The organism is Betaproteobacteria bacterium, from assembly GCA_016720065.1.
Classification (GTDB): domain Bacteria; phylum Pseudomonadota; class Gammaproteobacteria; order Burkholderiales; family Rhodocyclaceae; genus SSSZ01.
On sequence record JADJXY010000001.1, the window covers coordinates 534,193 to 559,387 of the forward strand.

At 65.9% G+C, this 25,195-nt stretch carries 26 protein-coding genes; 17 read left to right on the forward strand and 9 right to left on the reverse strand.

Annotation, left to right across the window (positions count from 1 at the left end; translation table 11 throughout):
- Positions 1-3: 3 nt before the first annotated feature.
- The 4 genes from IPM73_02580 to IPM73_02595 form a co-directional block, all read right to left on the reverse strand.
- Entirely contained in the window at positions 4-405 is a 402-nt protein-coding gene (locus IPM73_02580; protein MBK8916972.1) for a type II toxin-antitoxin system VapC family toxin, read from the reverse strand.
- 312 nt (positions 406-717) lie between these two features.
- A complete protein-coding gene (locus IPM73_02585) occupies positions 718-936 on the reverse strand; it encodes a hypothetical protein (protein MBK8916973.1) in 219 nt (72 codons plus the stop codon).
- A 58-nt stretch (positions 937-994) separates the two neighbouring features.
- Positions 995-1,369 carry a PAS domain S-box protein gene (locus IPM73_02590; protein MBK8916974.1) on the reverse strand — a complete coding sequence of 125 codons (375 nt, stop codon included), beginning with the start codon at positions 1,367-1,369 and terminating at the stop codon, positions 995-997.
- Complete coding sequence (locus IPM73_02595) at positions 1,366-2,433, reverse strand: histidinol-phosphate transaminase (GenBank protein ID MBK8916975.1); 1,068 nt, start codon at positions 2,431-2,433, stop codon at positions 1,366-1,368. Before IPM73_02595 ends, IPM73_02590 begins: the two co-directional genes overlap by 4 nt.
- Before the next feature lie 66 nt (positions 2,434-2,499).
- Here IPM73_02595 and hisB point away from each other — a divergent pair, with 66 nt between their 5' ends.
- The 10 genes from hisB to tatC all read left to right on the forward strand — a co-directional run bounded on the left by hisB (position 2,500) and on the right by tatC (position 7,891).
- Positions 2,500-3,087 carry an imidazoleglycerol-phosphate dehydratase HisB gene (gene hisB / locus IPM73_02600; protein MBK8916976.1) on the forward strand — a complete coding sequence of 196 codons (588 nt, stop codon included), beginning with the start codon at positions 2,500-2,502 and terminating at the stop codon, positions 3,085-3,087.
- Positions 3,088-3,122: 35 nt separating this feature from the next.
- Entirely contained in the window at positions 3,123-3,728 is a 606-nt protein-coding gene (gene hisH, locus IPM73_02605) for an imidazole glycerol phosphate synthase subunit HisH (GenBank protein ID MBK8916977.1), read from the forward strand.
- A 51-nt stretch (positions 3,729-3,779) separates the two neighbouring features.
- Complete coding sequence (gene hisA, locus IPM73_02610) at positions 3,780-4,520, forward strand: 1-(5-phosphoribosyl)-5-[(5-phosphoribosylamino)methylideneamino]imidazole-4-carboxamide isomerase (GenBank protein ID MBK8916978.1); 741 nt, start codon at positions 3,780-3,782, stop codon at positions 4,518-4,520.
- Positions 4,520-5,281 carry an imidazole glycerol phosphate synthase subunit HisF gene (gene hisF, locus IPM73_02615; GenBank protein MBK8916979.1) on the forward strand — a complete coding sequence of 254 codons (762 nt, stop codon included), beginning with the start codon at positions 4,520-4,522 and terminating at the stop codon, positions 5,279-5,281. Before hisA ends, hisF begins: the two co-directional genes overlap by 1 nt.
- A gap of 64 nt (positions 5,282-5,345) precedes the next feature.
- Positions 5,346-5,750, forward strand: a complete 405-nt coding sequence (gene hisI / locus IPM73_02620; protein MBK8916980.1) for a phosphoribosyl-AMP cyclohydrolase — start codon at positions 5,346-5,348, stop codon at positions 5,748-5,750.
- A complete protein-coding gene (locus IPM73_02625) occupies positions 5,747-6,076 on the forward strand; it encodes a phosphoribosyl-ATP diphosphatase (protein MBK8916981.1) in 330 nt (109 codons plus the stop codon). Before hisI ends, IPM73_02625 begins: the two co-directional genes overlap by 4 nt.
- Complete coding sequence (locus IPM73_02630) at positions 6,073-6,423, forward strand: histidine triad nucleotide-binding protein (protein MBK8916982.1); 351 nt, start codon at positions 6,073-6,075, stop codon at positions 6,421-6,423. The genes IPM73_02625 and IPM73_02630 overlap by 4 nt, the downstream gene beginning before the upstream one ends.
- Before the next feature lie 10 nt (positions 6,424-6,433).
- The gene (tatA, locus tag IPM73_02635) at positions 6,434-6,661 is read left to right on the forward strand and encodes a Sec-independent protein translocase subunit TatA (protein ID MBK8916983.1); all 228 of its coding nucleotides are present in this window, start codon (positions 6,434-6,436) and stop codon (positions 6,659-6,661) included.
- A 97-nt stretch (positions 6,662-6,758) separates the two neighbouring features.
- The gene (gene tatB, locus IPM73_02640) at positions 6,759-7,139 is read left to right on the forward strand and encodes a twin-arginine translocase subunit TatB (GenBank protein ID MBK8916984.1); all 381 of its coding nucleotides are present in this window, start codon (positions 6,759-6,761) and stop codon (positions 7,137-7,139) included.
- Entirely contained in the window at positions 7,136-7,891 is a 756-nt protein-coding gene (gene tatC / locus IPM73_02645; protein MBK8916985.1) for a twin-arginine translocase subunit TatC, read from the forward strand. The genes tatB and tatC overlap by 4 nt, the downstream gene beginning before the upstream one ends.
- A gap of 7 nt (positions 7,892-7,898) precedes the next feature.
- On the opposite strand, the gene IPM73_02650 is transcribed toward tatC, so the two are convergent.
- Together IPM73_02650 and IPM73_02655 are read right to left on the reverse strand one after the other, a co-directional pair.
- Positions 7,899-8,714, reverse strand: a complete 816-nt coding sequence (locus IPM73_02650; protein ID MBK8916986.1) for a class II glutamine amidotransferase — start codon at positions 8,712-8,714, stop codon at positions 7,899-7,901.
- Between the two features lie 3 nt (positions 8,715-8,717).
- Positions 8,718-9,872, reverse strand: coding sequence for a Do family serine endopeptidase (locus IPM73_02655; GenBank protein MBK8916987.1), 1,155 nt, complete (start codon positions 9,870-9,872; stop codon positions 8,718-8,720).
- Between the two features lie 14 nt (positions 9,873-9,886).
- Between IPM73_02655 and IPM73_02660 the strand changes: the two genes are divergently transcribed.
- On the forward strand, positions 9,887-10,633 hold the full coding sequence (locus tag IPM73_02660; protein ID MBK8916988.1) for a Nif3-like dinuclear metal center hexameric protein: 747 nt from the start codon (positions 9,887-9,889) through the stop codon (positions 10,631-10,633).
- A gap of 19 nt (positions 10,634-10,652) precedes the next feature.
- On the opposite strand, the gene IPM73_02665 is transcribed toward IPM73_02660, so the two are convergent.
- From IPM73_02665 to IPM73_02675, 3 genes are all read right to left on the reverse strand, one after another.
- Positions 10,653-12,461, reverse strand: a complete 1,809-nt coding sequence (locus IPM73_02665; protein ID MBK8916989.1) for a hypothetical protein — start codon at positions 12,459-12,461, stop codon at positions 10,653-10,655.
- Between the two features lie 268 nt (positions 12,462-12,729).
- The gene (locus IPM73_02670) at positions 12,730-13,368 is read right to left on the reverse strand and encodes a hypothetical protein (GenBank protein MBK8916990.1); all 639 of its coding nucleotides are present in this window, start codon (positions 13,366-13,368) and stop codon (positions 12,730-12,732) included.
- On the reverse strand, positions 13,341-14,609 hold the full coding sequence (locus IPM73_02675; GenBank protein ID MBK8916991.1) for a cyclic nucleotide-binding domain-containing protein: 1,269 nt from the start codon (positions 14,607-14,609) through the stop codon (positions 13,341-13,343). Before IPM73_02675 ends, IPM73_02670 begins: the two co-directional genes overlap by 28 nt.
- Before the next feature lie 211 nt (positions 14,610-14,820).
- Between IPM73_02675 and IPM73_02680 the strand changes: the two genes are divergently transcribed.
- The 6 genes from IPM73_02680 (at position 14,821) to IPM73_02705 (ending at position 25,188) form a co-directional block, all read left to right on the forward strand.
- Positions 14,821-16,158: an MATE family efflux transporter gene (locus IPM73_02680; protein MBK8916992.1), complete on the forward strand. Its 1,338-nt coding sequence runs from the start codon at positions 14,821-14,823 to the stop codon at positions 16,156-16,158.
- A 135-nt stretch (positions 16,159-16,293) separates the two neighbouring features.
- Positions 16,294-17,454, forward strand: coding sequence for an ADP-forming succinate--CoA ligase subunit beta (sucC, locus tag IPM73_02685; GenBank protein ID MBK8916993.1), 1,161 nt, complete (start codon positions 16,294-16,296; stop codon positions 17,452-17,454).
- A 12-nt stretch (positions 17,455-17,466) separates the two neighbouring features.
- Complete coding sequence (gene sucD / locus IPM73_02690) at positions 17,467-18,360, forward strand: succinate--CoA ligase subunit alpha (GenBank protein ID MBK8916994.1); 894 nt, start codon at positions 17,467-17,469, stop codon at positions 18,358-18,360.
- Positions 18,361-18,505: 145 nt separating this feature from the next.
- Positions 18,506-21,553, forward strand: coding sequence for a transglycosylase domain-containing protein (locus tag IPM73_02695; protein ID MBK8916995.1), 3,048 nt, complete (start codon positions 18,506-18,508; stop codon positions 21,551-21,553).
- A gap of 13 nt (positions 21,554-21,566) precedes the next feature.
- Positions 21,567-22,523 carry an ornithine cyclodeaminase family protein gene (locus tag IPM73_02700; protein MBK8916996.1) on the forward strand — a complete coding sequence of 319 codons (957 nt, stop codon included), beginning with the start codon at positions 21,567-21,569 and terminating at the stop codon, positions 22,521-22,523.
- Between the two features lie 94 nt (positions 22,524-22,617).
- Entirely contained in the window at positions 22,618-25,188 is a 2,571-nt protein-coding gene (locus IPM73_02705; protein MBK8916997.1) for a CHASE2 domain-containing protein, read from the forward strand.
- Positions 25,189-25,195: the final 7 nt, after the last annotated feature.

The following is a 25,195-nucleotide window of genomic DNA, read 5'->3' on the forward strand; positions in this document are numbered from 1 at the left end:
GCCCTACCACAACACCCGCAGCCCGTCGGGCGGCGCGCGGGTCAATTGGCGATCGCGGCTCACCAGGGTGTAGCCCTCCGCCAGGGCCTGCCAGGCGAGCATGCGGTTAAAGGGGTCGCGGTGCTGTGGATGGGTCGGCAGGCGATGAAAGCGGGCCGCCGGGCCGGGGTCAAGGGGAAGGAGATCGAAGCCTTGGGCCAGAGCAGCGTCGATCAGGCCTTCCGGGTCCGTGCCGCTGAGGGTGAGCTTCCCGAGGGCGGTCTTGAGTGCCACCTCCCAGAACGATACGGCGCTCACGGCCACTGTGTTGCCGGGGTCGCAGAGGGCGCCGCGGGCAGCCGGCGAGAGCCGGTCGGGATCGATCGCCGCCCAGAGGAAGGCGCGGGTATCGAGGAGAAGCTTCATTCGCCGAGGAATTCTTCGTCGCTAAGGGCGAAGTCTCGGCCAGGACGACTTTTGCACGGCCAGCCAGAACGCCGAGGCGGCGGGGCTGCCCGACGGGAAGCTGGGCGTAGGGAATCAGGGCGGCGACCTTCTCCTGGCTACGCCCGTAGGCGACGACGACCGTCTCGCCAGCGCGGACGGCATCGATCATTTCGGAAAAGCGGGCTTTGAATTCGGCAACCTGGACGGATTTCACGGGAGTTCTCCGGTTGGGATCGAATCCATCCAATAGGTGGCCCGATCTTGCATGTCAAGTTGTCAAGTATTGTGGGCTCAAGGCTGGTAAGGATTCTCCAGCGAAGCGATCAGCTCCTGAAACACCGCCCGGATCTGCTCTTCGGAGCACTCCATCAGGAGGGCGTCCTCGAAGGAATCCTGGGCGACCTGGCGCAGTTCGGCGAGGTTTTCCCGCAGCACCTTGATTTTCTCGGTGCAGGAGACGACGGATCCGTCGGGGCGCAGCCAGCGAATGTCTTCGGTCTTGGGGTTCATGGTCGGGTGGAGGGCTATGCAGTTTGGACGGAGGTCGCGGCGCGGAGTTCGGCCCCCCTCAGCGGGCCGGCGGGGGGGCGCGGCGGGCGACGGCGACCGATCCCAGGGGCTGGCCGGCGTCGTCACTCACCACGGCGAAGCTCATCTCGACGTAGATGGTCTCTCCCGCGGCGGTGAGGGCCTTGCTGCGGGTCGGGCTGCCGTCGCCCCGGGTCCGGCCGGCCGCCAGGGCGCGGTGATAGCCGGCCCAGTGGGCGGCGCGCAGGCGCTCGGGGATGATGATGTCCAGACTCTGGCCCCGGGCGGCTGCCGCGGGATGGCCGAAAAGGGCCTCGGCGGCGCGGTTCCAGAGCACTATATGGCCTGCCCTGTCGGCGTAGATGAGGGCATCGGCCATCTGCTCGGCGACCGCCGCGTAGGGGGCGGCGCTCATGCCAGGATGGCGGTCAGGGCGGCGACCAGGCGTTCGCACTCGGTGTCGGTGCCGACGGTGATGCGCAGGTGCTGGTCGATGCGCGGCAGGCGGAAGTGGCGCACGATGATGCTGCGCTCCCGCAGGGCCTGGGCCAGGGCTCCGGCATCGTGGCCGGGGTGGCGGGCGAAGAGGAAGTTGGCCGCCGAAGGCACGACGGCGAAGCCCAGGCCGGCGAGGGCAGCAGCGAGGCGTTCCCGGGTGGCGATGACGGCCTGGCGGGAATGCTCGAAGTGCTCCCTGTCTTCCAGGGCCGCGACGGCGCCGACCAGGGCCAGGCGGTCGAGGGGATAGGAATTGAAGCTGTTTTTCACCCGCTCCAGGGCCTCGATCAGGTCGGGGTGGCCTACCGCGTAGCCTACCCGCAGGCCGGCCAGGGAGCGGGATTTGGACAAAGTGTGGACGACCAGGAGGTTGTCCCGGGTCCGGGTGAGGGGGATGGCGGACTCGCCGCCGAAATCCACATAGGCTTCATCGACCACCACCACCGCGTCGGGATTGCTGGCGGCGATACGGTCCACGGCGTCCAGCGGCAGCAGGCGCCCGGTGGGGGCGTTGGGGTTGGGGAAGATGATGCCGCCACAGTTCCCGCCGTAAGCCGCCGGGTCGATGGCGAAGTCCTCGTCCAGGGGGACGCTGCGGTAATCGACACCGTAAAGCCCGCAATAGACCGGATAGAAGCTATAGGTGATGTCGGGAAAGAGGAGGGGCGCCTCGTGCTTGAGGAGCCCCTGGAAAATGTGGGCCAGCACCTCGTCGGAGCCGTTGCCGACGAAGACGTTGCGGGCCTCGACGCCATATTCCCGCGCCACGGCCGCCTTCAGGGCTTCGCCGTTGGGGTCCGGGTAGAGGCGCAGGCGGGCGCCGTCGTCGCCCAGTTCGGCGCGGATCGCCGCCAGCACCCGGGGCGAGGGCGGGTAGGGGTTTTCGTTGGTGTTGAGCTTGACCAGGTCGGCGATCCTGGGTTGCTCGCCGGGAACATAGGGGGTGAGGCCGCGGACGGCCTGGCTCCAGAAGCGACTCATGGCGGCGGGAAGGGCGGAAACAGGGCGAAATGGTATCATGCCGCTTTGCCCGAACGCCGCTGCCCCATGCGTCAAGCCGAAATCACCCGCAACACCCTGGAGACCCGCATCACCGTGCGTCTCGACCTGGACGGCGCCGGCCGGGGGCGCTTCGCCACCGGCGTGCCCTTTCTCGATCACATGCTGGACCAGATCGCACGCCATGGCCTGATCGACCTCGACGTCGAGGCCACGGGTGACCTGCATATCGACGCCCATCACACGGTCGAAGATATCGGCATCACCGTCGGCCAGGCACTGGCCCAGGCCTGGGGCGACAAGAAGGGGCTCACCCGCTACGGTCACGCCTACGTTCCCCTGGACGAAGCCCTCTCCCGCGTGGTGATCGACCTTTCCGGCCGTCCCGGGCTCGATTTCAACGTCGAATTCACCCGCGCCTGGGTGGGGCAGTTCGACGTGGATCTGGTGCGCGAATTCTTCCAGGGGCTGGTCAATCACGCCGGCGTGACCCTGCACATCGACAACCTGCGCGGCGTCAACGCCCATCACCAGGCCGAGACGGTCTTCAAGGCCTTCGGCCGCGCCCTGCGCATGGCGGCGACGCCCGATCCCCGCATGGCCGGCGCCATGCCTTCCACCAAGGGGACTTTGTGACTGCTGGCAAGGCCATCGCCGTCATCGACTACGGCATGGGCAACCTGCGTTCGGTGTCGAAGGCCCTGGAGCATGTGGCGGACGGAAAGCCGGTGGTGGTCACCGCCGACCCGGCGGTGGTCGCCGCCGCCGAGCGCGTCGTCTTTCCCGGACAGGGCGCCATGCCCGACTGCATGCGGGAACTCGACGCTCGTGGCCTGCGGCCCGCCGTCCTCGCTGCAGCCCGGGACAAGCCCTTTCTGGGCATCTGCATCGGCCTGCAGATGCTCTTCGAGCACAGCGAAGAGGGCGACGTGGCCGGCCTGGGTGTCTTCGCCGGTTCGGTGCGGCGCTTTCCGGAAGCCCGTATGAGCGCCGCCGACGGTCAGCGCCTCAAGGTGCCCCACATGGGGTGGAACGAGGTGCGCCAGAGGCCCCATGCCCTGTGGCAGGGCGTCGCCGACGGCGCCCGCTTCTACTTCGTGCACAGCTACTGCGTCGAACCCCGCGACGGCGCCCTGGTGGCCGGATCGACCGAGTACGGCGTCCCCTTTACCTGTGCAGTGGGGCGGGATAATATCTTCGCCGTCCAGTTCCACCCGGAGAAAAGCGCCCGCGACGGGCTGCAGTTGCTCAAGAATTTCGCCCAGTGGCGTCCCTGATTTCTCCGCGCCGGCGGCTGTGACTTTCCGTATCTCCCTCTCCCGCTTCCCATGCTCATCATCCCCGCCATTGACTTGAAGGACGGCCAGTGCGTCCGTCTGAAACAGGGCCTGATGGAACAGGCCACCGTGTTTTCCGAGGACCCCGCCGCCATGGCGCGCCACTGGGTCGACCAGGGTGCACGCCGGCTCCATCTGGTGGACCTGAACGGCGCCTTTGCCGGCAAGCCTAAGAACGAGTCGGCCATCAAGGCCATCCTCAAGGCAGTGGGTGCCAAGATCCCGGTCCAACTGGGCGGCGGCATCCGCGATCTCGACACCATCGAACGCTGCCTGGACGACGGCATCAGCTACGTCATCATCGGCACCGCGGCCGTGAAGAATCCGGGCTTCCTGCACGATGCCTGCGGCGCCTTCCCCGGCCACATCATCGTCGGTCTGGATGCCAAGGATGGCAAGGTGGCCACCGACGGCTGGTCCAAGCTCACCGGCCACGATGTCGTCGATCTGGCGCGGAAATACGAGGATTACGGCGTCGAGGCCATCATTTATACCGACATCGGCCGCGACGGCATGCTCTCCGGCGTCAATGTCGAGGCCACCGTGCGTCTGGCCCAGGCTCTGAGCATTCCGGTCATCGCCTCGGGGGGGCTGTCCAGCGTCGCCGACGTGGAGAAGCTCTGTGCCGTCGAAGGCGAGGGCGTCATCGGCACCATCGCGGGCCGCGCCATCTACGACGGCAGCCTCGATTTCAAGGCGGCCCAGGCCGCGGCCGACAAGGCTGGCGCCTGATGGGGCTGGCCAAGCGGATCATTCCCTGTCTGGATGTGACCGCCGGCCGGGTCGTGAAGGGCACCAATTTCGTCGACCTGCGGGACGCGGGCGACCCGGTGGAGATCGCGCGCCGCTACGACGAGCAGGGGGCCGACGAGGTGACCTTTCTCGACATCACGGCCTCCTCCGACCAGCGCGACATCATCCTGCACATCGTCGAGGCCTGCGCCGAGCAGGTTTTCATCCCCCTCACCGTGGGCGGTGGTGTGCGCAAGGTGGAAGACGTGCGGCGGCTGCTCAATGCCGGAGCCGACAAGGTTTCCATGAACACCGCCGCGGTACAGAATCCGGATTTGGTCCACGAGGCTTCCAGCAAGGTGGGCTCCCAGTGCATCGTGGTGGCCATCGACGCCAAGCAGACCGGGCCGGGCACTTGGCATGTCTTCACCCACGGCGGGCGGAACGACACCGGTCTCGACGCGATCGCTTGGGCGAAGCGGGTCGAGACCCTGGGGGCTGGCGAAATCCTTCTCACCAGCATGGACCGGGACGGCACCAAGAACGGCTTCGATCTCGCCCTGACCCGGGCGGTGGCTGACGCCGTGGGGATTCCCGTCATTGCCTCCGGCGGGGTGGGCAATCTCCAGCATCTGGCCGATGGGGTGACCGAAGGGCGGGCCGACGCGGTGCTGGCAGCTTCCATTTTTCACTTCGGCGAGTACACGGTACGGCAGGCCAAGGAACACCTCCGTTCCCGGGGCATCGAAGTGCGTCTATGAGCGGGCTGCACGACTGCTCCGGGAATGTGTCGCCCCCAGGTGGCGCGGCGCGCGGGGCGTGGTCGTGAGTGATCTCGACAACGCGCTCCCCTGGCTGGAGGCGCTCAAATGGGATGCAGACGGACTCATACCGGCTGTCGCCCAGGATGACACGACGGGCAGGGTGCTCATGTTTGCCTGGATGAACCGCGAGGCGCTGCGGGAAACGGCCCGCACCGGACGGGCGGTGTACTGGTCGCGGTCCCGGGGCCGGCTGTGGAAGAAGGGCGAGGAGTCGGGTCATTTCCAGAACGTGCGTTCCATCCGCACCGATTGCGACGGCGACGTCGTGCTCCTCGCCATCGCCCAGGAAGGCGGCATCGCCTGCCATACCGGCCGCGAGAGCTGCTTTTTCAACGAACTCAGGGGGGAGCGCTGGGTTCCCGCCGATCCGGTTTTGAAAGACCCCAAGGACATCTACGCCAAATGAGCACTCACGACATCCTGCATCGCCTTTCCGAAACCCTGGCTGAGCGCAAGCACGCTGATCCGGAAAAATCCTACACCGCCAAACTCTTTGCTGAGGGGCCGGATTCCATCCTGAAAAAGATCGGCGAGGAATGCGCCGAACTCATCATGGCGGCCAAGGATGGCAAGCGGCTCAACATCGTCTGGGAATCCACCGACGTCATCTACCACGTTCTCGTGCTGCTCGCCTTCTACGACATGGGTATCGAGGACGTTTCCCAGGAGATGCGGCGGCGCGAGGGGATTTCGGGCATCGATGAAAAAGCGGCCCGGGGCCAGAAGAAATGAGCGACTGCATCTTTTGTCGCATCGTCGAGGGCAAGATTCCGGCCGCCAGGGTGTTCGAAGACGAAGACATCCTCGCCTTCAAGGACATCAATCCGGCTCGCCCGGTGCACATTCTGGTGATCCCCAGGAAACACATCACTTCGCTTGCCACCGTGGTGCCGGAGGACGCGGCGGTACTGGGCCGGATGCTCCTCAAGGCCAACGAAATCGCCGTCGCCCAGGGCAGCCCGGACGGTTTCCGTGTCATCATCAACACCGGGCGGGTCGGTTGTCAGGAAGTGCCGCACCTGCACATGCACATCGTGGGCGGGCCGGATCCGGTCGGCCCCATGCTCAAACGCATCTGAGGAGAGAATCATGGGCAGTTTTTCCATTTGGCACTGGCTCATCGTCCTGGTCATCGTCATGCTCATCTTCGGCACCAAGAAACTGCGCAACGTGGGGCAGGATCTGGGCGGCGCCGTGAAGGGCTTCAAGGACGGCATGAAGGAAGGCAGCGCCGACAAAGCGGCAGAACCGGTGCCCCCCCAGCAAGTCAGCGGCCAGACCATCGACGTCGAAGTCAAGGAAAAGACCAAGAGCTAGCTCAGGCCACGGGGGGCGGGTCGGCGGGCCGTGCGCGGCCAAGACGCCGGGCGCTTGCTTCGTCTCTGCGCACCAAGGACCCGATCCGCATACCAGCATGTTCGACATAGGCTTCTCCGAACTCATCGTCATCGGCATCGTGGCGCTCATCGTCATCGGGCCCGAGAAACTGCCCCGGGTGGCCAAGACGGTGGGCCACCTCCTGGGGCGGGCACAGCGCTACGTGAGTGACGTCAAGGCCGACATCAACCGCGAAATCCAGCTCGACGAGTTGAAGAAGATGCAATCCGAGGTGGTGGAATCCGCCCGCGGAATCGAGGATTCCCTGCGGAAGGATCTGGAGGCCACCCGCACCGCGATCGAAGCGCCCGTCAGCGCCGTGGCGGCTGAGGTCGAGGCGGCGCTACCTGCAGCAGCGTCGCTCGATACCCCGCTTCCGCCACCTGCGGACGGCGCAACCCCCAAGACGACTGCATGAGCGACGCGGCGGAAGAGTCCTTCATCTCCCACCTGGTCGAGTTGCGCGACCGCCTCATGCGCAGCCTGATTGCGGTGGGGATCGTCTTTGGGGTGCTGTGCCTCTACCCCGGACCGGGCGCCATCTACGACCTGCTCGCCCTGCCCTTGACCAAGACCCTGCCGGAAGGCGCCAAGATGGTGGCCATCGGGGTCATCACGCCCTTCATGGTTCCCCTCAAGATCACGGCCTTGGTGGCCTTCGTCGTGGCGCTCCCGGTGGTGCTCTATCAGGCCTGGGCCTTCGTCGCTCCGGGTCTGTACGCCCACGAGAAGCGCCTGGGCATCCCCCTCATCGTGTCCAGCACCCTGCTGTTCCTGCTCGGGATGGCCTTCTGCTATTTCTTCGTCTTCGGTCAGGTCTTCACCTTCATTTCCGGGTTCGCGCCCAAGAGCATCACCCCGGCGCCGGACATCGAGGCCTACCTGTCCTTCGTGATGACCATGTTTGTCGCCTTCGGCGTGTCCTTCGAGGTGCCTGTGGCCCTTGTGGTGCTGGTGCGCATGGGTCTGGTCACCGTCGAGCGCCTCAAGGAATGGCGCTCCTATTTCATCGTGGGGGCCTTCGTCGTTGCGGCCGTGGTGACGCCGCCTGACGTGGTGTCGCAGCTGGCCCTGGCCATCCCCATGTGCCTGCTCTATGAACTTGGCATCCTTGCTTCACGTCTTGTGTCGCGACCGGAGCCGGCTGCTACCGACGCGCCACCGCCCTGAATTCTGCTCAAAGCGCGGCCGGCGGCGTGCGCCGCTGTCCGGCCAGCGTCGGGAGCCAGCGTCTTGCTTCGCCCTCCTGGAACCACCAGAGGCTTCCGGGGGGCATTTCCTGCCAGGTTTCGTTGTCGGTCAGCGGTTCGGTGGCGATCACCGCCACCCGATCCGCCGGGGTCGTCAGGGCAGAAAAATCCACCGTCACATCCTGGTCGCGCAGATGGGCTTCCGTGAAGGGGGCCCGGCGCACGATGTAGGAGAGGCGGGTGGAGGCGTGGGCCATCAGCCACTCGCCTCCCGAAAGCAGGAAATTGCATTCGCCGTGGGCGGCGAGGCGGATCGTCAGCCGCGCCAGTGCCGCAAAGAGGGCATCGTCCGGCGGGCGGACCGAGCCGAATTCCCGCAGCAGTTCCTGCAATAGCCAGCAAAAGGCGGCCTCACTGTCGGTGCTGCCCACCGGCTGCGGAAAGCCGGTCAGGCTTGGCGCAAAGCCTTCGAGATGACCGTTGTGGGCGAATATCCAGTGCCGTCCCCAGAGCTCCCGCAGGAAGGGGTGGGTATTTTCCAAGCCGACCGAGCCCCGGGTGGCCTTGCGAATGTGGGCCACGACGTTGGTCGAGCGGATGGGGTAGCCCCGCACCAGTTCGGCCACAGGCGACGCGGCGGAGGGCTGCGGGTCGAGGAAGAGGCGAACCCCGGCTCCCTCGAAGAAAGCAATGCCCCAGCCATCGGTATGGACATCGGTGGCCCCGCCGCGGGCCTGAAAGCCGGTGAAGGAAAAGCAGATGTCGGTCGGCACGTTGCAGTTCATGCCGAGCAACTGGCACACGGCTCAATCCTCCTGCGGCTTCATGGCCGGGCGCTTGCCGATGCGGACAGGCAATTCGAGCAGGGTCTTGTCCCGCCGCAGGCGGAAGGTGACGCGCTCGTCGGGCTTCAGGGCGGCGATCAGGTCGAGCATGACCTGGGAATCCTTGACCGCCTTGTCCCCGACGGCTAGCAGAACATCTCCAGGGCGAACCCCGGCGCCGTCGGCCGGACTGCCCCGCACCACGCCAGCGATCAGGGCGCCCGCCGTATCGGGCAGCCCGAAGGACTCCGCCAGTTCCTGCGTGATTTCCTGGGCCTCGACGCCGATCCAGCCCCGGGTGACCGCGCCATTCTGGATGATTTGCTCCATGATGTCCTTGGCGCTGGACACCGGAATGGCGAAGCCGATCCCCAGGGAGCCGCCGGTACGGGAGTAGATGGCCGTGTTGATGCCGACCAGATTGCCCGCGGTATCGACCAGGGCGCCGCCCGAGTTGCCCGGGTTGATCGCCGCGTCGGTCTGGATGAAATTCTCGAAGGTATTGATGCCCAGGTGAGAGCGCCCCAGGGCCGAGACGATGCCCATGGTGACCGTCTGTCCCACGCCGAAGGGATTGCCGATGGCCAGCACCACGTCGCCGACCCGCAGGTGCTCCATCTGGCCGAAGGTGATAGCCGGCAAATGGTCGCCGGCGATGCGCAGGACCGCCAGATCGGACTCCGGGTCGCTGCCGATGACCCGGGCCTTCTGCGTGCTGCCGTCGGCCAGGGAAACCTGGATGTCTTCGGCAGCTTCGACGACGTGGAAATTGGTCAGGATGTAGCCGGAATCGCTGACGATGACGCCGGAGCCCAGGCTGGAGGTGCGCTGGGGGCGGCTGTCGAAGCGATCGCCAAAAAAGTGGCGGAAGATCGGATCCTCCAGCAAGGGGTGCCGGGGCGCCTGGATTTCCTGCGTGGTGTAGATGTGCACCACGGAAGGCAGGGCCTTGCGTGCCGCTTCACGGTAAGTGGACGCCTGACGCGTGCCGTCGTCAGGGGGCGTGTGCGATTCGTGCAGGGCCACCACCGCAGGCCGCTCCCGCGGAAGCCATTCGGGCTTGAGGGTGGCGACGACGAACAGGGCGGCCAGCAGAACCGTCACCGTTTGTGCAAAAATCAGCCACAACCTCTGCATGGAAGACCGGAACGATGAAGCGGGAAGAATTGGTGGAGTATCTCGACCGGGTGCTGGACTGCGGCCGCTTCCGGGATTATTGCCCAAACGGCCTGCAAGTGGAAGGACGCGCCGATGTCCGCTGCATCGTCGCCGGCGTGACGGCCAGTCAGGCCCTGCTCGACGCGGCGGTAACGGCCGGTGCCGATGCCGTCCTGGTCCACCACGGCTATTTCTGGCGCGGCGAGGATGGCCGTGTCACCGGGATGCGTCGCCGGCGCCTGGCAACGCTCCTGAGCGCCGACATCAATTTGCTTGCCTACCATTTGCCCCTCGATGCCCATGCGGAATTCGGCAACAACGTCCAGCTGGCGCGCCTTGCCGGCTGGCAGCCGGAGGGGCGCTTCGGGGACCAGGATCTGGGCTGTCTGGGGCGGCCGGCGGGGACGCCGGTGGCCGCAGATTTGGCGGCCGACTTGGGCGGCGCTCTGGGAAGGGATGCCCTGCTCGTCGGTGACGGGAAACGACCCGTCCGCCGCATGGCGTGGTGCACCGGTGCTGCCCAGGGATACTTCGAAGCCGCCATCGCCCTGGGGGCGGACGTCTTTGTTTCCGGAGAGATTTCCGAACAGACGGTTCACCTGGCCCGGGAGAGCGGTGTGCCCTACGTGGCCTGCGGTCACCATGCCAGCGAGCGCTACGGCGTCCGGGCCCTCGCCGACCATCTGGCGCAAACCTTCGCCCTGGATTGCCGCTTCGTCGATATCGACAACCCGGTTTGAGGCCGTACCTTGCGGTCGATCAGGCGGCTCTTGGCAGCGGGACGACTTTCGCCCGCTGGCAGCCATAGCCCTCATCCAGCAGGTGCAGCAGAAAGACGATTTCCTCGATGACTTCCAGGGGGAAGCCCGCCCGTTGGCCCTCGCGGTTGTCCTGTACCAGGCCGGCGAGATAGTCGCGGCAGGACTGGGTGCCCCAGGTCTTGGTCAGACGTCGGGTGATGTGCTCGTAATCCTCCAGGGACTTGAGCCCCGAGACCGGCGTTTCGGACTCTTCCCAGTCGGGTACACGGAAATTGAAGCGATCCCGGATGCGCCGCATCAGGGTCTCGTACTCGTCGCGCATGTCGGCACGACGGTAGAGATTGAGCAGCATGAGCCAGGCTTCGATGCGGTCGGGCGCCTGTTGGGCGATGAACGAGGCCAGGCTGTCCGCTGCTCCCCGCAGGCGACCGAAGGACAGCATGATCTCGGCCAGGTGCAGGGCGGACTCGTCCTCTTCCACTTCCATGTCAGGGATGGAAGGGGGCACCGAGTGGGTTTGGGCCGGTGGCGTGAGCGGGGTTCCGGGCACGGAGTCGAGCAGAAGGTCGATTTCCGGGGCCGCCGCTGCGAGCGGTGCGGGGGGCGCCTCGGCGGGGCGGGATTGCGGCTGTGGCGGTGGAGGGATCTGGGCGGAGGGCCGGCCCGGAGGGGGAAGGTCCCCATCGTTCAGCCCACGGCGGCGGGCCAGGACATGGGCGCCCCCCGCGGCGAGTATCCCGCCGATCAGGGCGCTCAAGGCGAGTTCCAGCCATTGCCCGGAGGTCGTCGTGGCCGGCGTCGCAGGCGCGCGGGATGCCGGGGGGGCGACGGCTGGAGCGGCGGCTTGGGCCGGCGGTGCCTGGAGGGCCTGGGCCATCTGCAACTGTTGCTGCAGGGCCAGGGCCTCGGTGGCCAGATTCATGGCCTGATTCAGTTTGTCTACCTGTTGATTCAGCAGTCCCAGCGTCGTTTCCATCTTGAGAATGCGTTCTTCGATCTCCGGCAGGCTTGCTTTCTGAGCCGTGGGCTTTTCCCCCGCTCGGAGTTCCACCGGCGGAGCCCCGAGTACCAGTCGGTCCGCCGTATCGGCGGGCGGAGTCCGGGGGGCTGCGTGGGGAGCGGGGGCGGGACGTTCCTGATCGGCAGGCGGGGCGGCAGCCGTGCGCACAGGCGGCTTCGCCGGTCGCGCCGCTTCGGGGCGCCGGGGTTTCGGCGGCAGGAGAACGCGGGTGCCTTCCGCCAGGGGCGTGTCATCGGCGAGGTCTGGATTGGCTTGACGCAAGCCGGCCAACAGGCGGCGCTGGCGGGCGGGGCTGTCGGCAGCGAGGCTGGTGGCGATGCTCTCCAGGGTGTCACCCTCGAAAGCTGCGACGCTACCGGCATTTCCGGACCGCGGGGGGGCCACGGCGTGTGCCTCGCCCGAGGCGACTTCGGGCAGGGCCACTGGCGCCTGAGGCATGAGGACGAAGTCACGCTGCAATTCGACGCCGCAGTCGGCGCGCAGGGCAAGGACGAACACCGGATCGTGGATGGCGCGGCTGCCGGTGACGATGACCCGGTAGGCGTCGCCGACGCGGACCAGACGCAGGCGGGCGGCAGTGACCACCGGCAGGTCGGAGTCCTTCAAGGGGGCGAGGCGCAGGCAGGCCCCCGCGAGATTGGGGTCGTCGCCGACGATGGCGACCTCGGCGCGCAGCGGCTCCCCCACCCGCGATTGCAGGGTGATCTCCCCGAATCCCGCCGCGCCTGCGTCCAAGGCGAGAAAGGCCGCGGCCATGGCGCCGAGACGGAACATGCTAGGCTTCATTACAACCCCCTGATCTTACTTACGGGGGCAATCTATCACTTAGGTAGTAGCCGGGGAGTGAATTGTTCCACGGTTTCACGACGAAGGCTGCGGCTCCTTATTCCCGTAAGGCATAGGCCCCCTCGGCGGTCTTCAGGCGGTGATTCGTGTCCCTCTGGCGCGACCCGTCCTTCCAGGAAAACGCAACGGCGCCGCACCGCGATATGGGGGGCCATCCGGTGCCTGACCCCTCAGCGACGATTCTTCTGACCTGGCTCGAGGCGGTGCGTCAGCCCGTGATCGCAAAGTCGATGCCTATGCGCTTCAGCAGGCGTGCCGCCTGACGCAGGGCCTCGAGCAGAAAGCGCCGGTCCAGGTCGTTGAGGGTGTAGGGGTCGATGCGGTTGCGCGGCTTCCCGCCCCCGGCCAAGGTCTCGTGCTGCAGGCGCAGACGCAGGGATTGCAGAAAGCGGAAGGCTTCCACTAGGGCGGCCACTTCCTTGCCCGGCAGGTGACCGGCCGCGCCCAGAGCGAGCAGCCGTCCCGCCGTGGCCTGCTCGTGGATGCCGTGGCGCAGGGCATAGAGACGGGCGGCATCGACGAAGACCGACAGCACGCCTTGCTTGAGGTCGATGCTGTTGGGCGGTTCGGCATCCCGATCCACGCGGAAATCGCGGAAGAAGCCGATGGGTACCGAGCGCAGCAGGGCGGTTTCGGCCAGAAGGCGCAAGAAACGCTGGCTGTCAGGCGCCTGGCTGGCAAGCTCCTGGGTGAGCTCCGCGGTCAGGGTGCCATCGCCCCACAGATGGCGGAGGTCGAAAAAAATGGTGGCGTTGAGGATCGCTTCCGGCTCCGGTACATGGAGCCACTGTCGGAACTGGGCTTTCCATTCCTCAAGGGTCAGGCACCAGCGCGGGTTGCCGCCCATGATGCCGCCCTCGCACAAGGGGATGCCCCGCAGTTGGCGAGGGTCTGGTTCACCCGCTGCGCGCCGCGTAGCAGGGCGTTGCGCACGGCGTCGGTGGCTGCCGGGTCGCGGGGCGTGAAGATGATGCCGTTGTCCTGGTCTGTCAAGAGCGTCTGCTCGTGGCGCCCCTGGCTGCCCATGACGATCCACGCCAGCTGGTCGAGGTCGAAGAGTTCTTCCTGGGCGAATTCGACCTCGATCACCCGCCGCGCCAGTTGGTCGCTCAGGCTGGAAACGATTTGCGTCGCCTGCCAGGCGGCGACCCCCTGGCCCAGGAGCTGGGCCGAGTAGGCCTGAATATCCTTGGCGGCCGTCTGCAGATCGCGGCCGGAGTCCGAGCTGGCGAGGCGGTGCCGGAGCCAGCCGATACGCGCCGCATCGGCCGCCAGCAACTCGGGGTGGCTGACGACCCGCAGGGATCGGCGAGGCGCTACGTTTTCGACGAGGATTTCGTCGATGCCCCGTTCCATCATCAGCGCCGCCGCTTCGTGTACCGAAGTCGATTCCGGCAGGCACGGCGGCAGGGGGGTCATGCGCGTGGCGATGGCGGCGGTCAGTTCGGCCTTGCCGGCCAGCACGGCGTCGAGCAGGTTGCCATAGCCGAAGGCGCCGGCCAGGGAACCGTTGCGGTCGCGCACGAGGAGCAGGTGGGCGTCCTGATCGCGCAGGCGCTTGAGCGCGGAGACCAGCGCTTCGTCGGCATCGACCTCGACCACCGGCCGGCCGGCGCAGGCAGCCAGGGTCTGCGGTATGGGGAGCTCTTGCGCCAGGGCGGCCGGCACGGGGGCCGGGCGGCTTGCGTGGCGGGCCAGGGACTGGGCGCGGGCGGCGAGGCGCTTGGCGAAATGGGGATTGCGCCGGGAGAGTTCGCGCAGGTCATTCGTCTTCAGGCGCCAGCAGATCGAATCCTGCAGGGCGCGGAAGCGGACGCTGACTGCCTTGCCATCCTCCAATGCTTCGAGGGGGAAGCATTCCCGCGGCACCAACTCGGCCAGAACCCTGTCACCAGTCTCCGGAAAGAGGCCGATATAGCCGCTCTCGATGAAATACAGATGTTCACCGGGGCTGCCCGGCGACAGCACCGTATGCCCGGCCGGGTAATCTTCCTGCACCATGCGCCCGGCAAGCCAACCGAGATCGTCCTGGGGCAAATGACAAAAAGGCTCCCCTTCGCCGAAGGCGAGGCGATGTGGTCTGCTCACGATGATTCTCCCTTGTGCGCCTTCCCCGCAGGCCGGGTGCCGAATGCTGACGGAAGGGCATCGGCCGGGGGCTTTCAGTTGAGATTTCTATTACTAAAGTTAGTGTATCTGCGGGGGCGGAGCAAACAGATATTTCACGTTTATCGGGGCTCCTCGGCATTGAGAATTGCATGACAAAAGAGTGGTCTCCATGGCGTGCGACAATGGCGCCATGTTCGTCGCCACCGCCCGCGGGCTGATCGCCCATGCCCTTCCCATTCTGGTGGCCCAGCTCTCATCCATCGGCATGATGCTGGTCGATACCGTAGTGCTCGGGCACGTCAGCGCCGTCGATCTGGCGGCGGTTGCCATCGGCGGCGGTCTGCACGTCTCGGTCATTTTTGCCCTGGCCGGAATCCTCCAGGCGGTCGCACCGGTGGTCGCCCACCTGCAGGGAGCGAAGCAGGACCACGAGGTGGCCGGTGTCCTGCAGCAGGGGTTCTGGCTGGCGCTGCTGTTCAGCGTGCCCGGTGTCGCCTTCCTGCGCCACCCCGACCTGGCGCTGGCCTTGACCAGCATGGATCCCGCCATCGAGTCCCGCGTGCGCGACTACCTCGCCCTGTTGGCCTGGGGCTTGCCCGCCGCCCTGTGCTACCGGACCTTCTACGGCTTCTGCAACGCCCTCGGCAAGCCCCGGGTGCTCATGTTCATCGGATTCTCCAGCCTGCTGCTGCACGGCTTCCTGGCCTGGGGGCTGGCCCTGGAAGGTTGGTTGGGGGAACCCCTCGGCGTGAGGGGCTGCGCCCTCTCCAACGTCGGCATCGCCTGGCTTGCCTGCGGGGCTGGTGCGGCCTATCTGCACTTTGGCCCCCTGGGCAAGCGCTACCGCCCCTTACAGGGATGGCGCAAGCCCGATTGGTCCCGCTGGCAGGAACTCCTGCGCCTGGGGCTGCCCATGGGTCTGTCCAATCTGGTGGAAATCACGGCCTTTACCCTGGTCGCCCTGTTCATTGCGCCCCTGGGCGCAGAAATCGTCGCCGGACACCGCATCGTCGCCAATCTGGCCACGCTGTGCTATATGCTTCCCCTGTCGGTCTCCCTCGCGACTCTGGCGGCGGTGGGGCAGGCCATGGGCGCGAAGGACTTCCCGGCTGCGCGGCGAGCGGTGGGGGCCGGGCTGGCGCTGGCCATGGGGCTCGCGATCCTGGCCGGCGCTGTCCTGTGGCTTGCGGCCGAGCCCGTGGTGGCGTTCTACTCGGATCAGGCCGGGGTGCGGCAGGTGGCTCTGGCCCTCATTCCCTTCATCGTCGCCTATCAGCTCTGCGATGCCTGGCAGACCGTCGCCGGCCACGCCCTGCGGGCGTGCCGCGTCGCTTTCCTGCCCATGGTGATCCAGGTTCTGTGCTTCTGGGGCATCGCCCTGGGGGGCGGCTGGTGGCTGGCCTATCGGGCGGCCGATCCCTTGGGCGTGGCCGGATTCTGGCTCGCCGCCGTCCTCGGTCTGGTCCTGGCGGGCGTGCTGTTGGCTGTGTTATTGCGTCAGGTTCTCAGGTCCGCTGCGGCCAGGTAATTATGAATTCAGGCTGCAAGCTTCATGAAAGCTTGTGCTAGTATCTTCAGCCTTCCGATGCTCCAATCGGGCGGAATCCGGCCAACCCGGCTCTGCCGCCCTTCGCTCGCAACTCAACTCTAGCAAGGAAAGCGCATGAAAATTCACGAATATCAGGGCAAACAAATCCTGAAAAAATTCGGTGTGACGGTTCCGCGCGGTATTCACTGCACGACGGTGGATGACGCGGTCAAGGCGGCCGAAACCCTGGGGGGAAGCATCTGGGTAGTCAAGGCCCAGATCCACGCCGGCGGCCGCGGCAAGGGCGGCGGCGTCAAGGTGGCAAGAACCCTCGAACAAGTGCGCGAGTACGCCGGTCAGATTCTCGGCATGCAACTGAAGACCCACCAGACCGGCCCGGAAGGCCAGAAGGTGCGCAATCTGCTGATCGAGGAAGGCGCTGACATCAAGCACGAATACTACGTGGCTGCCCTCACCGACCGCGCTTCCCAGAAGGTCGTCATGATGGCCTCCTACGAAGGCGGCATGGATATCGAAGAAGTTGCCCACAAGACCCCGGAGAAGATCATCAAGGTCTTCATCGATCCGCTCACCGGGCTGACCGACGACCAGGCCATGACCCTGGCCGAGGGCATCCAGATGCCGGAAGGTTCCGTCGCCCAGGCCTGCGACACCTTCAAGAAGCTGTACACCTGCTACATGGAGACCGATGCTTCCCTGGCGGAGATCAACCCCCTGATCCACCAGGGCGACGGCACCGTCAAGGCCCTGGACGCCAAGTTCAACTTCGATTCCAACTCCCTCTACCGTCAGCCGGAAATCGTCGCCATGCGCGACCTGGACGAAGAGGATGCCGATGAAATCGAAGCCTCCAAATTCGACCTCGCCTACATTTCGCTCGACGGCAACATCGGCTGCCTGGTGAATGGCGCCGGTCTGGCCATGGCCACCATGGACACCATCAAGCTGTTCGGCGCCGAGCCGGCCAACTTCCTGGACGTGGGTGGCGGCGCTACCACCGAGAAGGTCACCGAAGCCTTCAAGATCATGCTCAAGAACCCCAAGGTCAAGGGCATCCTGGTGAACATCTTCGGCGGCATCATGCGCTGCGACACCATCGCCACCGGCGTCGTCGCCGCGGCCAAGGAAACCCACCTGTCCGTGCCGCTGGTCGTCCGCATGAAGGGCACCAACGAGGATCTGGGCAAGCAGATCCTCAAGGATTCCGGCCTGCCCATCATCTCCGCCGATTCCATGGCCGAAGCCGCCACCAAGATCGTCGCCGCGGTCAAGTAAGGAGCACTGAGAATGTCCATCCTCATCAACAAAGACACCAAGATCATCACCCAGGGCATCACCGGCAAGACCGGCCAGTTCCACACGGAAAAGTGCCAGGAGTACGCCAACGGCAAGAACTGCTTCGTCGCCGGCGTGAACCCCAAGAAGGCGGGCGAGAGCATCTTCAACATCCCCATCTTCGGTTCCGTCAAGGAAGCTGCCAAGCAAACCGGCGCCACCGTTTCCGTCATCTACGTGCCGCCCGCCGGTGCCGCGGACGCCATCTGGGAAGCCGTCGAAGCCGACCTGGACCTGGCCATCTGCATCACCGAAGGCATTCCCGTCCGCGACATGCTGGTGGTGCGCAACAAGATGAAGGCCAAGGAGGCCGCCGGCGGCAAGAAGACCCTGCTGCTCGGCCCCAACTGCCCCGGCCTCATCACCCCGGACGAAGTGAAGATCGGCATCATGCCGGGTCACATCCACAAGAAGGGCCGCATCGGCGTCGTTTCCCGCTCCGGCACGCTGACCTACGAAGCCGTCGGTCAGCTGACCGAGTTGGGCCTAGGCCAGTCCTCCGCCGTCGGCATCGGCGGCGACCCGATCAACGGTCTGAAGCACATCGACGTCATGAAGATGTTCAACGACGATCCGGACACCGACGCCGTCATCATGATCGGCGAAATCGGCGGTCCCGATGAAGCCGAAGCCGCCCAGTGGTGCAAGGCCAACATGAAGAAGCCCATCGTCGGCTTCATCGCCGGCGTCACCGCCCCGGCCGGCAAGCGCATGGGCCACGCCGGTGCCTTGATCTCCGGCGGAGCCGACACGGCGGATGCCAAACTCGCCATCATGGAAGCCTGCGGCTTCAAGGTGACGAAGAATCCGTCGGAAATGGCCAAGTTGCTCAAGGCCATGCTGTAGCGCGCCTTCGCCCCCGAGAAAGCGCCGGAGCCCCCGGCGCTTTTTTGTTTTGGGCCTGGGTTTTTTTGGCCCGCTTCGGACTAAAATGCCCCGACCCCAATAGCATCATCTGATCCACCAAGTCGCCCGGGAGAGCGGCAAGCGCATGAATAACGCAGGTACCCCAAGGGAAGTGCGGCGTGACGGACGCCGCCGGGGGTTTTCCCCTCTTCGCTGGTTGTTTCGCATTACCCTGATTCTGGCCCTGGCGGCGGCTATCGCCGTCTGGATCGAAATGCGCGAATCCTGGCTTCAGTCGCGCCTTTTTTCGGAATGGGCCCAGGGCGCCGATTTCCGCGTCGAACCGGGCGCCAATCCCGATCTCTGGTTGCCGGCCGAGGGGCCCTACGACCAGCGTCTGGGCTACGCCCAGTTGCGCGTGGCCTTGCCCAAACTGGCGGCGGCCGGGTTCGAGGTGAGCGCCCAGGCGCGGCAGTCGGAGCGTTTCCGGCAGATCACCGGGCGCGGATTGAATCCCATCTATCGGGAAAAGTCCCAGGCCGGTCTTACCGTTCTCGACCGCAAGGGCGAGACGCTCTATTCGACCCTCTACCCCCAGCGCCAATACGAACGCTTCGAGGCCATTCCCTCCATCGTGGTCGCGTCGCTCCTGTTCATCGAGAACCGCGAGCTTCTCGATAGCGAGCACCCCCGCCGCAATCCGGCCGTCGAATGGGATCGCTTCGGCCGGGCGCTGATCGGTCAGGCCGTACGGGCCGTCGATCCGGAGGGGGCCGGGCGGGCAGGGGGCAGCACCCTCGCCACCCAGATCGAAAAATTCCGCCACTCGCCGGGCGGTCGCACCCACGGGCCGGAGGAAAAACTCCGCCAGATGGCGTCGGCCTCGCTGCGGGCCTACCACGGGGGCGTCGAGACCTTGGAGACTCGCCGGCGCATTGTGCTCGACTTCGTCAATTCGGTTCCTCTCGGCGCGGTACCCGGCGTGGGCGAGGTCAATGGCCTGGGCGATGGCCTCTGGGCCTGGTACGGGCGGGACTTCGGCGAGGCCAATCGGGCCTTGGTGGCAGCGCAGGAGTCACCGTTCGCGGCAGCGGCACCCTTCAAGGAGGCCCTGTCGCTCTTCATCGCCCAGCGTCGGCCTTCCGATCTTCTCGCCGTGAGCGAACGACGCCTGGGCGAACTCACCGACAGCCACCTCCGTATCCTGGCCCAGGAGGGCGTCATTTCGGCCGCCTTGCGCGACGCTGCTCTGGCCGTACAGCTCAATCCCCGCGACACGCCCCTGCCGCCGCCAGCGGTCTCCTTCGTCGAGCGCAAGGCGGTCAATGCCGCCCGTTCCGTGCTGGCGGACTATCTCGACGTGGACAATCTCTACGCCCTCGACCGCTACGATCTTACGGCCCGCGCCACCCTGGATGCGGAGGCCCAGAACGGCGTGACGCGCTTCCTGGCCAGCCTGCGCGAAGAAACGGTGCTCAAATGCCTGGGTTTGAAGAGCGAGCGCCTGTTGCTGCGCGGCGATCCGACTGAAGTGCGCTTCAGCTTCACCCTGTTCGAGGCCACCGCCCAGGGCAATCTGCTGCGGGTCCAGGCGGACAACGTGGATCAGCCCCTGGACATCAACGTGGGGACCAAGCTCGATCTGGGGTCGAGCGCCAAGTTCCGTACCCTGGTGAGCTACCTGGAAGTCGTCGCCGACCTGCATCGGCGCTACGGCAGCCTGACGCCGGAGGATCTGCGCAAGCTGCGTCCGGAAGGCAGCGACCCCTTGACCCGCTGGGCCATCGAGCACCTGCTGCGCAGCGAGGACAGGAGCCTCCCGGCCCTGCTCGATGCCGCTTTGAACCGGCGCTATTCCGCCGACCCCAAGGAAACTTTTTTCACTGGCGGCGGCTTGCACAGTTTCCAGAATTTCAAGCGCGAGGACGATGCCAAAGTGCCTACGGTCGAAGAGGCCCTGGAGCAATCGATCAACCTCTCCTTCGTGCGCATCATGCGCGACGTGGTCCATTACCACGCCTACGAAGCCGAAGATGCTCCGGGGGCGGAACTGCGCAGGGACGAGGAAAGGGCGCGCCGCAGCTTCCTCAGCCGCTTTGCCGACCAGGAGGGCAGGGCCTTCCTGGCCCATTTCTTCCGCAAATACCGCGGTACGGCGCCGGAGGATCTATTGCCGGCCCTGGTTTCCGACCTGCGCCCCCTGCCGAGTCGTCTGGCAGCAGCGTTCCTTGGTGTGGAGCCCCAGGCGGACTTTGCCTCCTTCAGCGCCTTCATGAACGCCCAGCTCGGAGACCGGGCGGGCAGCGAGGCGCAACTCAGGAAGCTCTACTCCACCTACGCCCCCCTGCGCCTGAATCTCTCCGACCAGGGCTACCTGGCCCGTGTGCACCCGCTCGAACTGTGGCTGGTGGGTTATCTCAAGCAGAACCCGAAAGCAGGTTTCGACCAGGTCGTCGCGGCCAGCGTGCAGCAGCGGCAGGAGGCCTATCGCTGGCTGCTCAACTCCCGCTTCCGGCGCGCCCAGGATGTGCGCATCCGTATCGCCCTGGAAGTGGCGGCCTTCGAGCGCATCGCCGCGAGCTGGAAGCGGGTGGGTTATCCCTTCGATCGACTGGTCCCCTCCTATGCCACCTCCATCGGCAGTTCGGCCGATCGGCCGGCGGCCCTGGCGGAATTGATGGGTATCGTGGTGGGCGGCGGTATTCGCCAGGCGACGGTCCGGGTGGACGAGCTGCGTTTCGCCAGTGGCACCCCCTTCGAGACCCAGTTGCTGTGGACACCGCGCGCGGGGACGCGCGTGATGCCCGTCGAAGTGGCCGCTGCCGCCCGCAAGGCGCTTCTGCGGGTGGTCAATAGCGGCACTGCGCGCCGTCTCAAGGATACTTATCGTGGACCCGACGACAAGCCGCTCCTGGTTGGGGGCAAGACCGGGACCGGGGACCATCGCTTCGACGTGATCGGTGCCGGAGGGCAGATCAAGTCCTCCCGGGTGGTCAATCGGGCGGCGACCTTCGTCTTTTACCTGGGGGAGCGTTTTTTCGGAACCGTGACTGCCTTCGTCCCCGGCGAGCAGGCGGCGGGTTACGATTTCACCTCGGCCCTGCCGGTGCAGGTATTCAAGGAGATGGAGCCCCTGCTGCGTCCCCTGGTCTCGGGCAAGCCCGGTGCCGGTCAGCCCCGTTGTCCGGCGTGATGGAGGAGTGTGTATGGCGCTTTATCTGAGCGAGGAAGACGTCCGTCAGGTTTTGACGACGGCGATGGCCCTGGAAGCCGTCGAGTCGGCCCATCGCGAGTTGTCCCTCGGCCAGGCGCAGGACACGCCGCGGGCCAGGACGCGCCTGCCGGGCACCACGCTGCACGTCTTGCACGGCGCCCTGCCCGAGCAGGGCGTTATCGGCTACAAGGCCTACACCAGCAATCGCAGCGGAAACCGGTTCTTTGTGCACCTCTTCGACGCGGGAACCGGCATTCCTCTGGCGACGATATCGGCCGACCGCCTCGGCATGGTGCGCACCGGCGCGGCGAGCGGGCTGGCCACACGGCTCCTGGCGCGTCCTGAAAGCCGGGTGCTGGGCCTGTTCGGTGCCGGGTGGCAGGCGGAGGGACACCTGGAGGCCGTCTGCGCTCAGAGGCCCATCGAGGAAGTCCGCGTGTATGCCCGCCGGGCGGATCGTCTGGCCGACTTCTGCGCCCGCATGGGTGAGCGCCTCGGCGTCCGCGTCGTCCCTGCGCCGTCGCCGGAAGCCGTGGTCCGTGAGGCCGACGTTCTGGGAACGGTGACCACCGCTGCAAGCCCCCTCTTCGAGGCCGCCTGGCTGGCGCCCGGGACGCACATCAACGCTGCCGGTTCCAATGCCCTGATCCGGCGCGAGTTGTCCGAGGAGGCCATCCGGCGGGCGGCCCTGATCTGCGTCGATGCCGTGCCGACCGCCCTGGCCGAGGCCGGCGATCTGCTGCCGCCGCTGGACAAGGGCAGGCTCCATTCCCGGCAGTTGGTCGAATTGGGAGATATCGTCGTGGGGCGGCGTGCAGGGCGTATTTCGCCCCTCGATATCACGCTTTTCGAGTCCCAGGGCCTGGCCATCCAGGACTTGGCCCTCGCCGTGCGGGTTCTCGCGGCGGCGCAACAGAAAGGCCTGGGGTCGCCGCTGCCCGGCGGATGAAATTTGACTATGTTGAGAAGCCCGCGTAAGAATAGCGGTTAAATAGTTGTATTTCGGCCTCTTGCGCTGAAAAAACATAGAAGGAAAAGGGGGCATGGGTAAATCGGGTTTCTGGAAGACCGACTGGTTTCTCGGCGTGGTGGTGACGGTGCTCATGCTCGTCGCCAATGGCTCCGACCTGGTACAGAGTCTGGAGCGCAAGGCTTACGACATGGGCGTGAACAAGTCCAGCCGTACGCCCTCCGACCGGGTTGCCGTGGTGGCCATAGACGACTACAGCATCGCCAATATCGGCCGCTGGCCCTGGCCGCGGGACGTCCACGCCCGCTTTGCCGACCTCATGGCCACTGCCCAGGCCAAGGCGGTCGGCAATACCGTCTTCTTCTATGAACCGGAAGTCTCCCCCGGTTACGCCTATATCACCAAGCTGACCGACATCGTCAATCAGGCCGCGGCCGAGGGGGCGCCAGCCAGCGGCGAACTGGAGAAAATCGCGGCGGTGCTCAAGGAAGCCGAGGGCGCCCTCAACACCGACCGCCAGTTGGCGGAGAGCTACGCCAAGACGGGCACCATCCTGCTGCCCCTCACTTTCCAGTTGGGTGAGGCCCGCGGCAGGCCCGACAAACCCCTGCCGGATTACGTGGTGGCCAACCGAGTTCCCCAGGTTACTCCGGGCAGCGGTTTTGCGCTGCCGGGCATGCAGGTCCAGTATCCCTTCGAAGCCATCGGCGCCAAGGCGGCCGCGGTGGGCCATCTCAATGCCAATCCGGACGTCGACGGCGGAATCCGCGCCGAGCCTTTGGTGGTGCAGTACTTCGACCAGTATTACCCCGCCCTCTCGTTGATGATCGCCGCCAAGAGCCTCAACCTCGGTCCGGCCGACATTCGCGTGCAACTGGGCGAGGAAGTGCGTCTCGGCAATCTGCGCATCGCCACCGGTCCGGCCACCGAGATGAATACCTTCTTCTACAAGGACGTCGATGGTCACCCGGCCTTCCAGGTGGACTCCTTCTACGACGTGCTCGCCGGCAAGATTCCCGCCGCCAAGTACGCCGGCAAGATCGTCCTGGTCGGAGCAACGGCGGCTGGGGTCGGAACGCCCCAGGTGACCCCGATTTCACCTGCCATGCCCCCGGTTCTTACCTTGGCGCATTCCGTGTCCAGCATCCTGCAGGAACACTTCTTCGTGACGCCGGCCTGGGGCGGCGCGGCGACCTTGGGGGCCTTCCTGCTGGTGGCGGTTTATCTGATCGCCTTCCTGCCGCGGCTTTCTGCGGCCCTGGGAGCGGCGGCCACGGCGCTGCTTCTCATTCTGCTCATCGGGACGCACTTCGGCCTCATGGTCGGTTCCGGCATGTGGATTCAGCTCATGGGCGCTGCCTCGCTCCTGGTGGTAGGGCATCTTCTCCTGACCACCAAGCGCTACCTGATGACCGAGCGCGGCAAACAGAAATCCGATACCGAGTCCGCCGAATCGAACCGCATGCTGGGCCTCGCCTTCCAGGGGCAGGGCCAGCTCGACATGGCTTTCGACAAGTTCCGCAAGTGTCCGATGGACGACGGACTGATGGAAAACCTCTACAACCTCGCCCTGGACTACGAGCGCAAGCGCCAGTTCAACAAGGCCGAGGCGGTTTTCCGTTACATGGCCGATTTCAACCCCAAGTTCCGCGATTTGCAGCAGCGCATCACCAAGGCCAAGCAGATGTCGGAGACGGTCATGCTGGGCGGCAGCCGTGGTCAGGCTGCAAGCGGCACCGTGATCCTGGGAGACGGCCAGGTGGAAAAGCCCATGCTGGGCCGCTATCAGGTCGAAAAGGAACTGGGCAAGGGGGCCATGGGCGTGGTGTACCTGGGGCGCGATCCCAAGATCAACCGGGTCGTCGCCATCAAGACTATGGCTCTGGCCCAGGAGTTCGCCGAGGACGAACTGGCCGAAGTCAAGGAGCGCTTCTTCCGCGAGGCGGAAACCGCAGGTCGGCTCAATCACCCCAACATCGTCACCATCTTCGATGCGGGTGAGGAGCACGATCTGGCCTACATCGCCATGGAGTTCCTCAAGGGCAAGGACCTGGTCGTCGCCACCAAGGCGGCCGGGCTGCTGCCCCTGCCGCAGGTGCTCTCCGTCGTTGCGCGGGTGGCCGAAGCCCTCGATTACGCCCACCAGAACAACGTCGTCCACCGCGACATCAAGCCGGCCAACATCATGTACGAGCCCGAGGGGGATCAGGTCAAGGTGACCGACTTCGGGATCGCGCGCATCACAGATTCTTCGAAGACCAAGACCGGTATGGTTCTTGGGACACCTTCCTACATGTCGCCCGAGCAACTGGCCGGCAAGAAGGTGGACGGCCGCTCCGACCTCTATTCCCTGGGGGTTACCCTGTTCCAGATGTGCTGCGGCCAATTGCCCTTCGTCGGGGAATCCATGGCCCAGCTCATGTACAAGATCGCCAACGAGCCGGCGCCCGAAGCGGCATCGGTCAATGGCGCGATTTCGCCCGAACTCAACGCGGTCATCGCCCGCAGCATGGCCAAGGATCCGGACGAACGCTACCAGCGCGGCAACGACCTCGCTGCCGATCTGCGGGCCTGTCTGGCCGGGTCCGGGCGGGCCTCGCCCGACCAGACCGGCAACGCCGGCGACGTCGATATCACGCTTTAGGGAACGG

Coding starts and splice junctions, on each gene's coding strand:
- IPM73_02700 (MBK8916996.1), top strand. CDS start 21,567: ATGGCGCTTTATCTGAGCGAGGAAGACGTCCGTCAGGTTTTGACGACG.
- IPM73_02580 (MBK8916972.1), bottom strand. CDS start 405: ATGAAGCTTCTCCTCGATACCCGCGCCTTCCTCTGGGCGGCGATCGAT.
- sucD (MBK8916994.1), top strand. CDS start 17,467: ATGTCCATCCTCATCAACAAAGACACCAAGATCATCACCCAGGGCATC.
- IPM73_02665 (MBK8916989.1), bottom strand. CDS start 12,461: ATGAAGCCTAGCATGTTCCGTCTCGGCGCCATGGCCGCGGCCTTTCTC.
- IPM73_02585 (MBK8916973.1), bottom strand. CDS start 936: ATGAACCCCAAGACCGAAGACATTCGCTGGCTGCGCCCCGACGGATCC.
- IPM73_02595 (MBK8916975.1), bottom strand. CDS start 2,433: ATGAGTCGCTTCTGGAGCCAGGCCGTCCGCGGCCTCACCCCCTATGTT.
- IPM73_02705 (MBK8916997.1), top strand. CDS start 22,618: ATGGGTAAATCGGGTTTCTGGAAGACCGACTGGTTTCTCGGCGTGGTG.
- hisH (MBK8916977.1), top strand. CDS start 3,123: ATGGGCAACCTGCGTTCGGTGTCGAAGGCCCTGGAGCATGTGGCGGAC.
- sucC (MBK8916993.1), top strand. CDS start 16,294: ATGAAAATTCACGAATATCAGGGCAAACAAATCCTGAAAAAATTCGGT.
- IPM73_02655 (MBK8916987.1), bottom strand. CDS start 9,872: ATGCAGAGGTTGTGGCTGATTTTTGCACAAACGGTGACGGTTCTGCTG.
- IPM73_02630 (MBK8916982.1), top strand. CDS start 6,073: ATGAGCGACTGCATCTTTTGTCGCATCGTCGAGGGCAAGATTCCGGCC.
- IPM73_02625 (MBK8916981.1), top strand. CDS start 5,747: ATGAGCACTCACGACATCCTGCATCGCCTTTCCGAAACCCTGGCTGAG.
- IPM73_02670 (MBK8916990.1), bottom strand. CDS start 13,368: ATGGGCGGCAACCCGCGCTGGTGCCTGACCCTTGAGGAATGGAAAGCC.
- hisF (MBK8916979.1), top strand. CDS start 4,520: ATGGGGCTGGCCAAGCGGATCATTCCCTGTCTGGATGTGACCGCCGGC.
- hisB (MBK8916976.1), top strand. CDS start 2,500: ATGCGTCAAGCCGAAATCACCCGCAACACCCTGGAGACCCGCATCACC.
- IPM73_02680 (MBK8916992.1), top strand. CDS start 14,821: ATGTTCGTCGCCACCGCCCGCGGGCTGATCGCCCATGCCCTTCCCATT.
- tatB (MBK8916984.1), top strand. CDS start 6,759: ATGTTCGACATAGGCTTCTCCGAACTCATCGTCATCGGCATCGTGGCG.
- IPM73_02590 (MBK8916974.1), bottom strand. CDS start 1,369: ATGAGCGCCGCCCCCTACGCGGCGGTCGCCGAGCAGATGGCCGATGCC.
- IPM73_02660 (MBK8916988.1), top strand. CDS start 9,887: ATGAAGCGGGAAGAATTGGTGGAGTATCTCGACCGGGTGCTGGACTGC.
- IPM73_02695 (MBK8916995.1), top strand. CDS start 18,506: ATGAATAACGCAGGTACCCCAAGGGAAGTGCGGCGTGACGGACGCCGC.
- tatC (MBK8916985.1), top strand. CDS start 7,136: ATGAGCGACGCGGCGGAAGAGTCCTTCATCTCCCACCTGGTCGAGTTG.
- hisA (MBK8916978.1), top strand. CDS start 3,780: ATGCTCATCATCCCCGCCATTGACTTGAAGGACGGCCAGTGCGTCCGT.
- tatA (MBK8916983.1), top strand. CDS start 6,434: ATGGGCAGTTTTTCCATTTGGCACTGGCTCATCGTCCTGGTCATCGTC.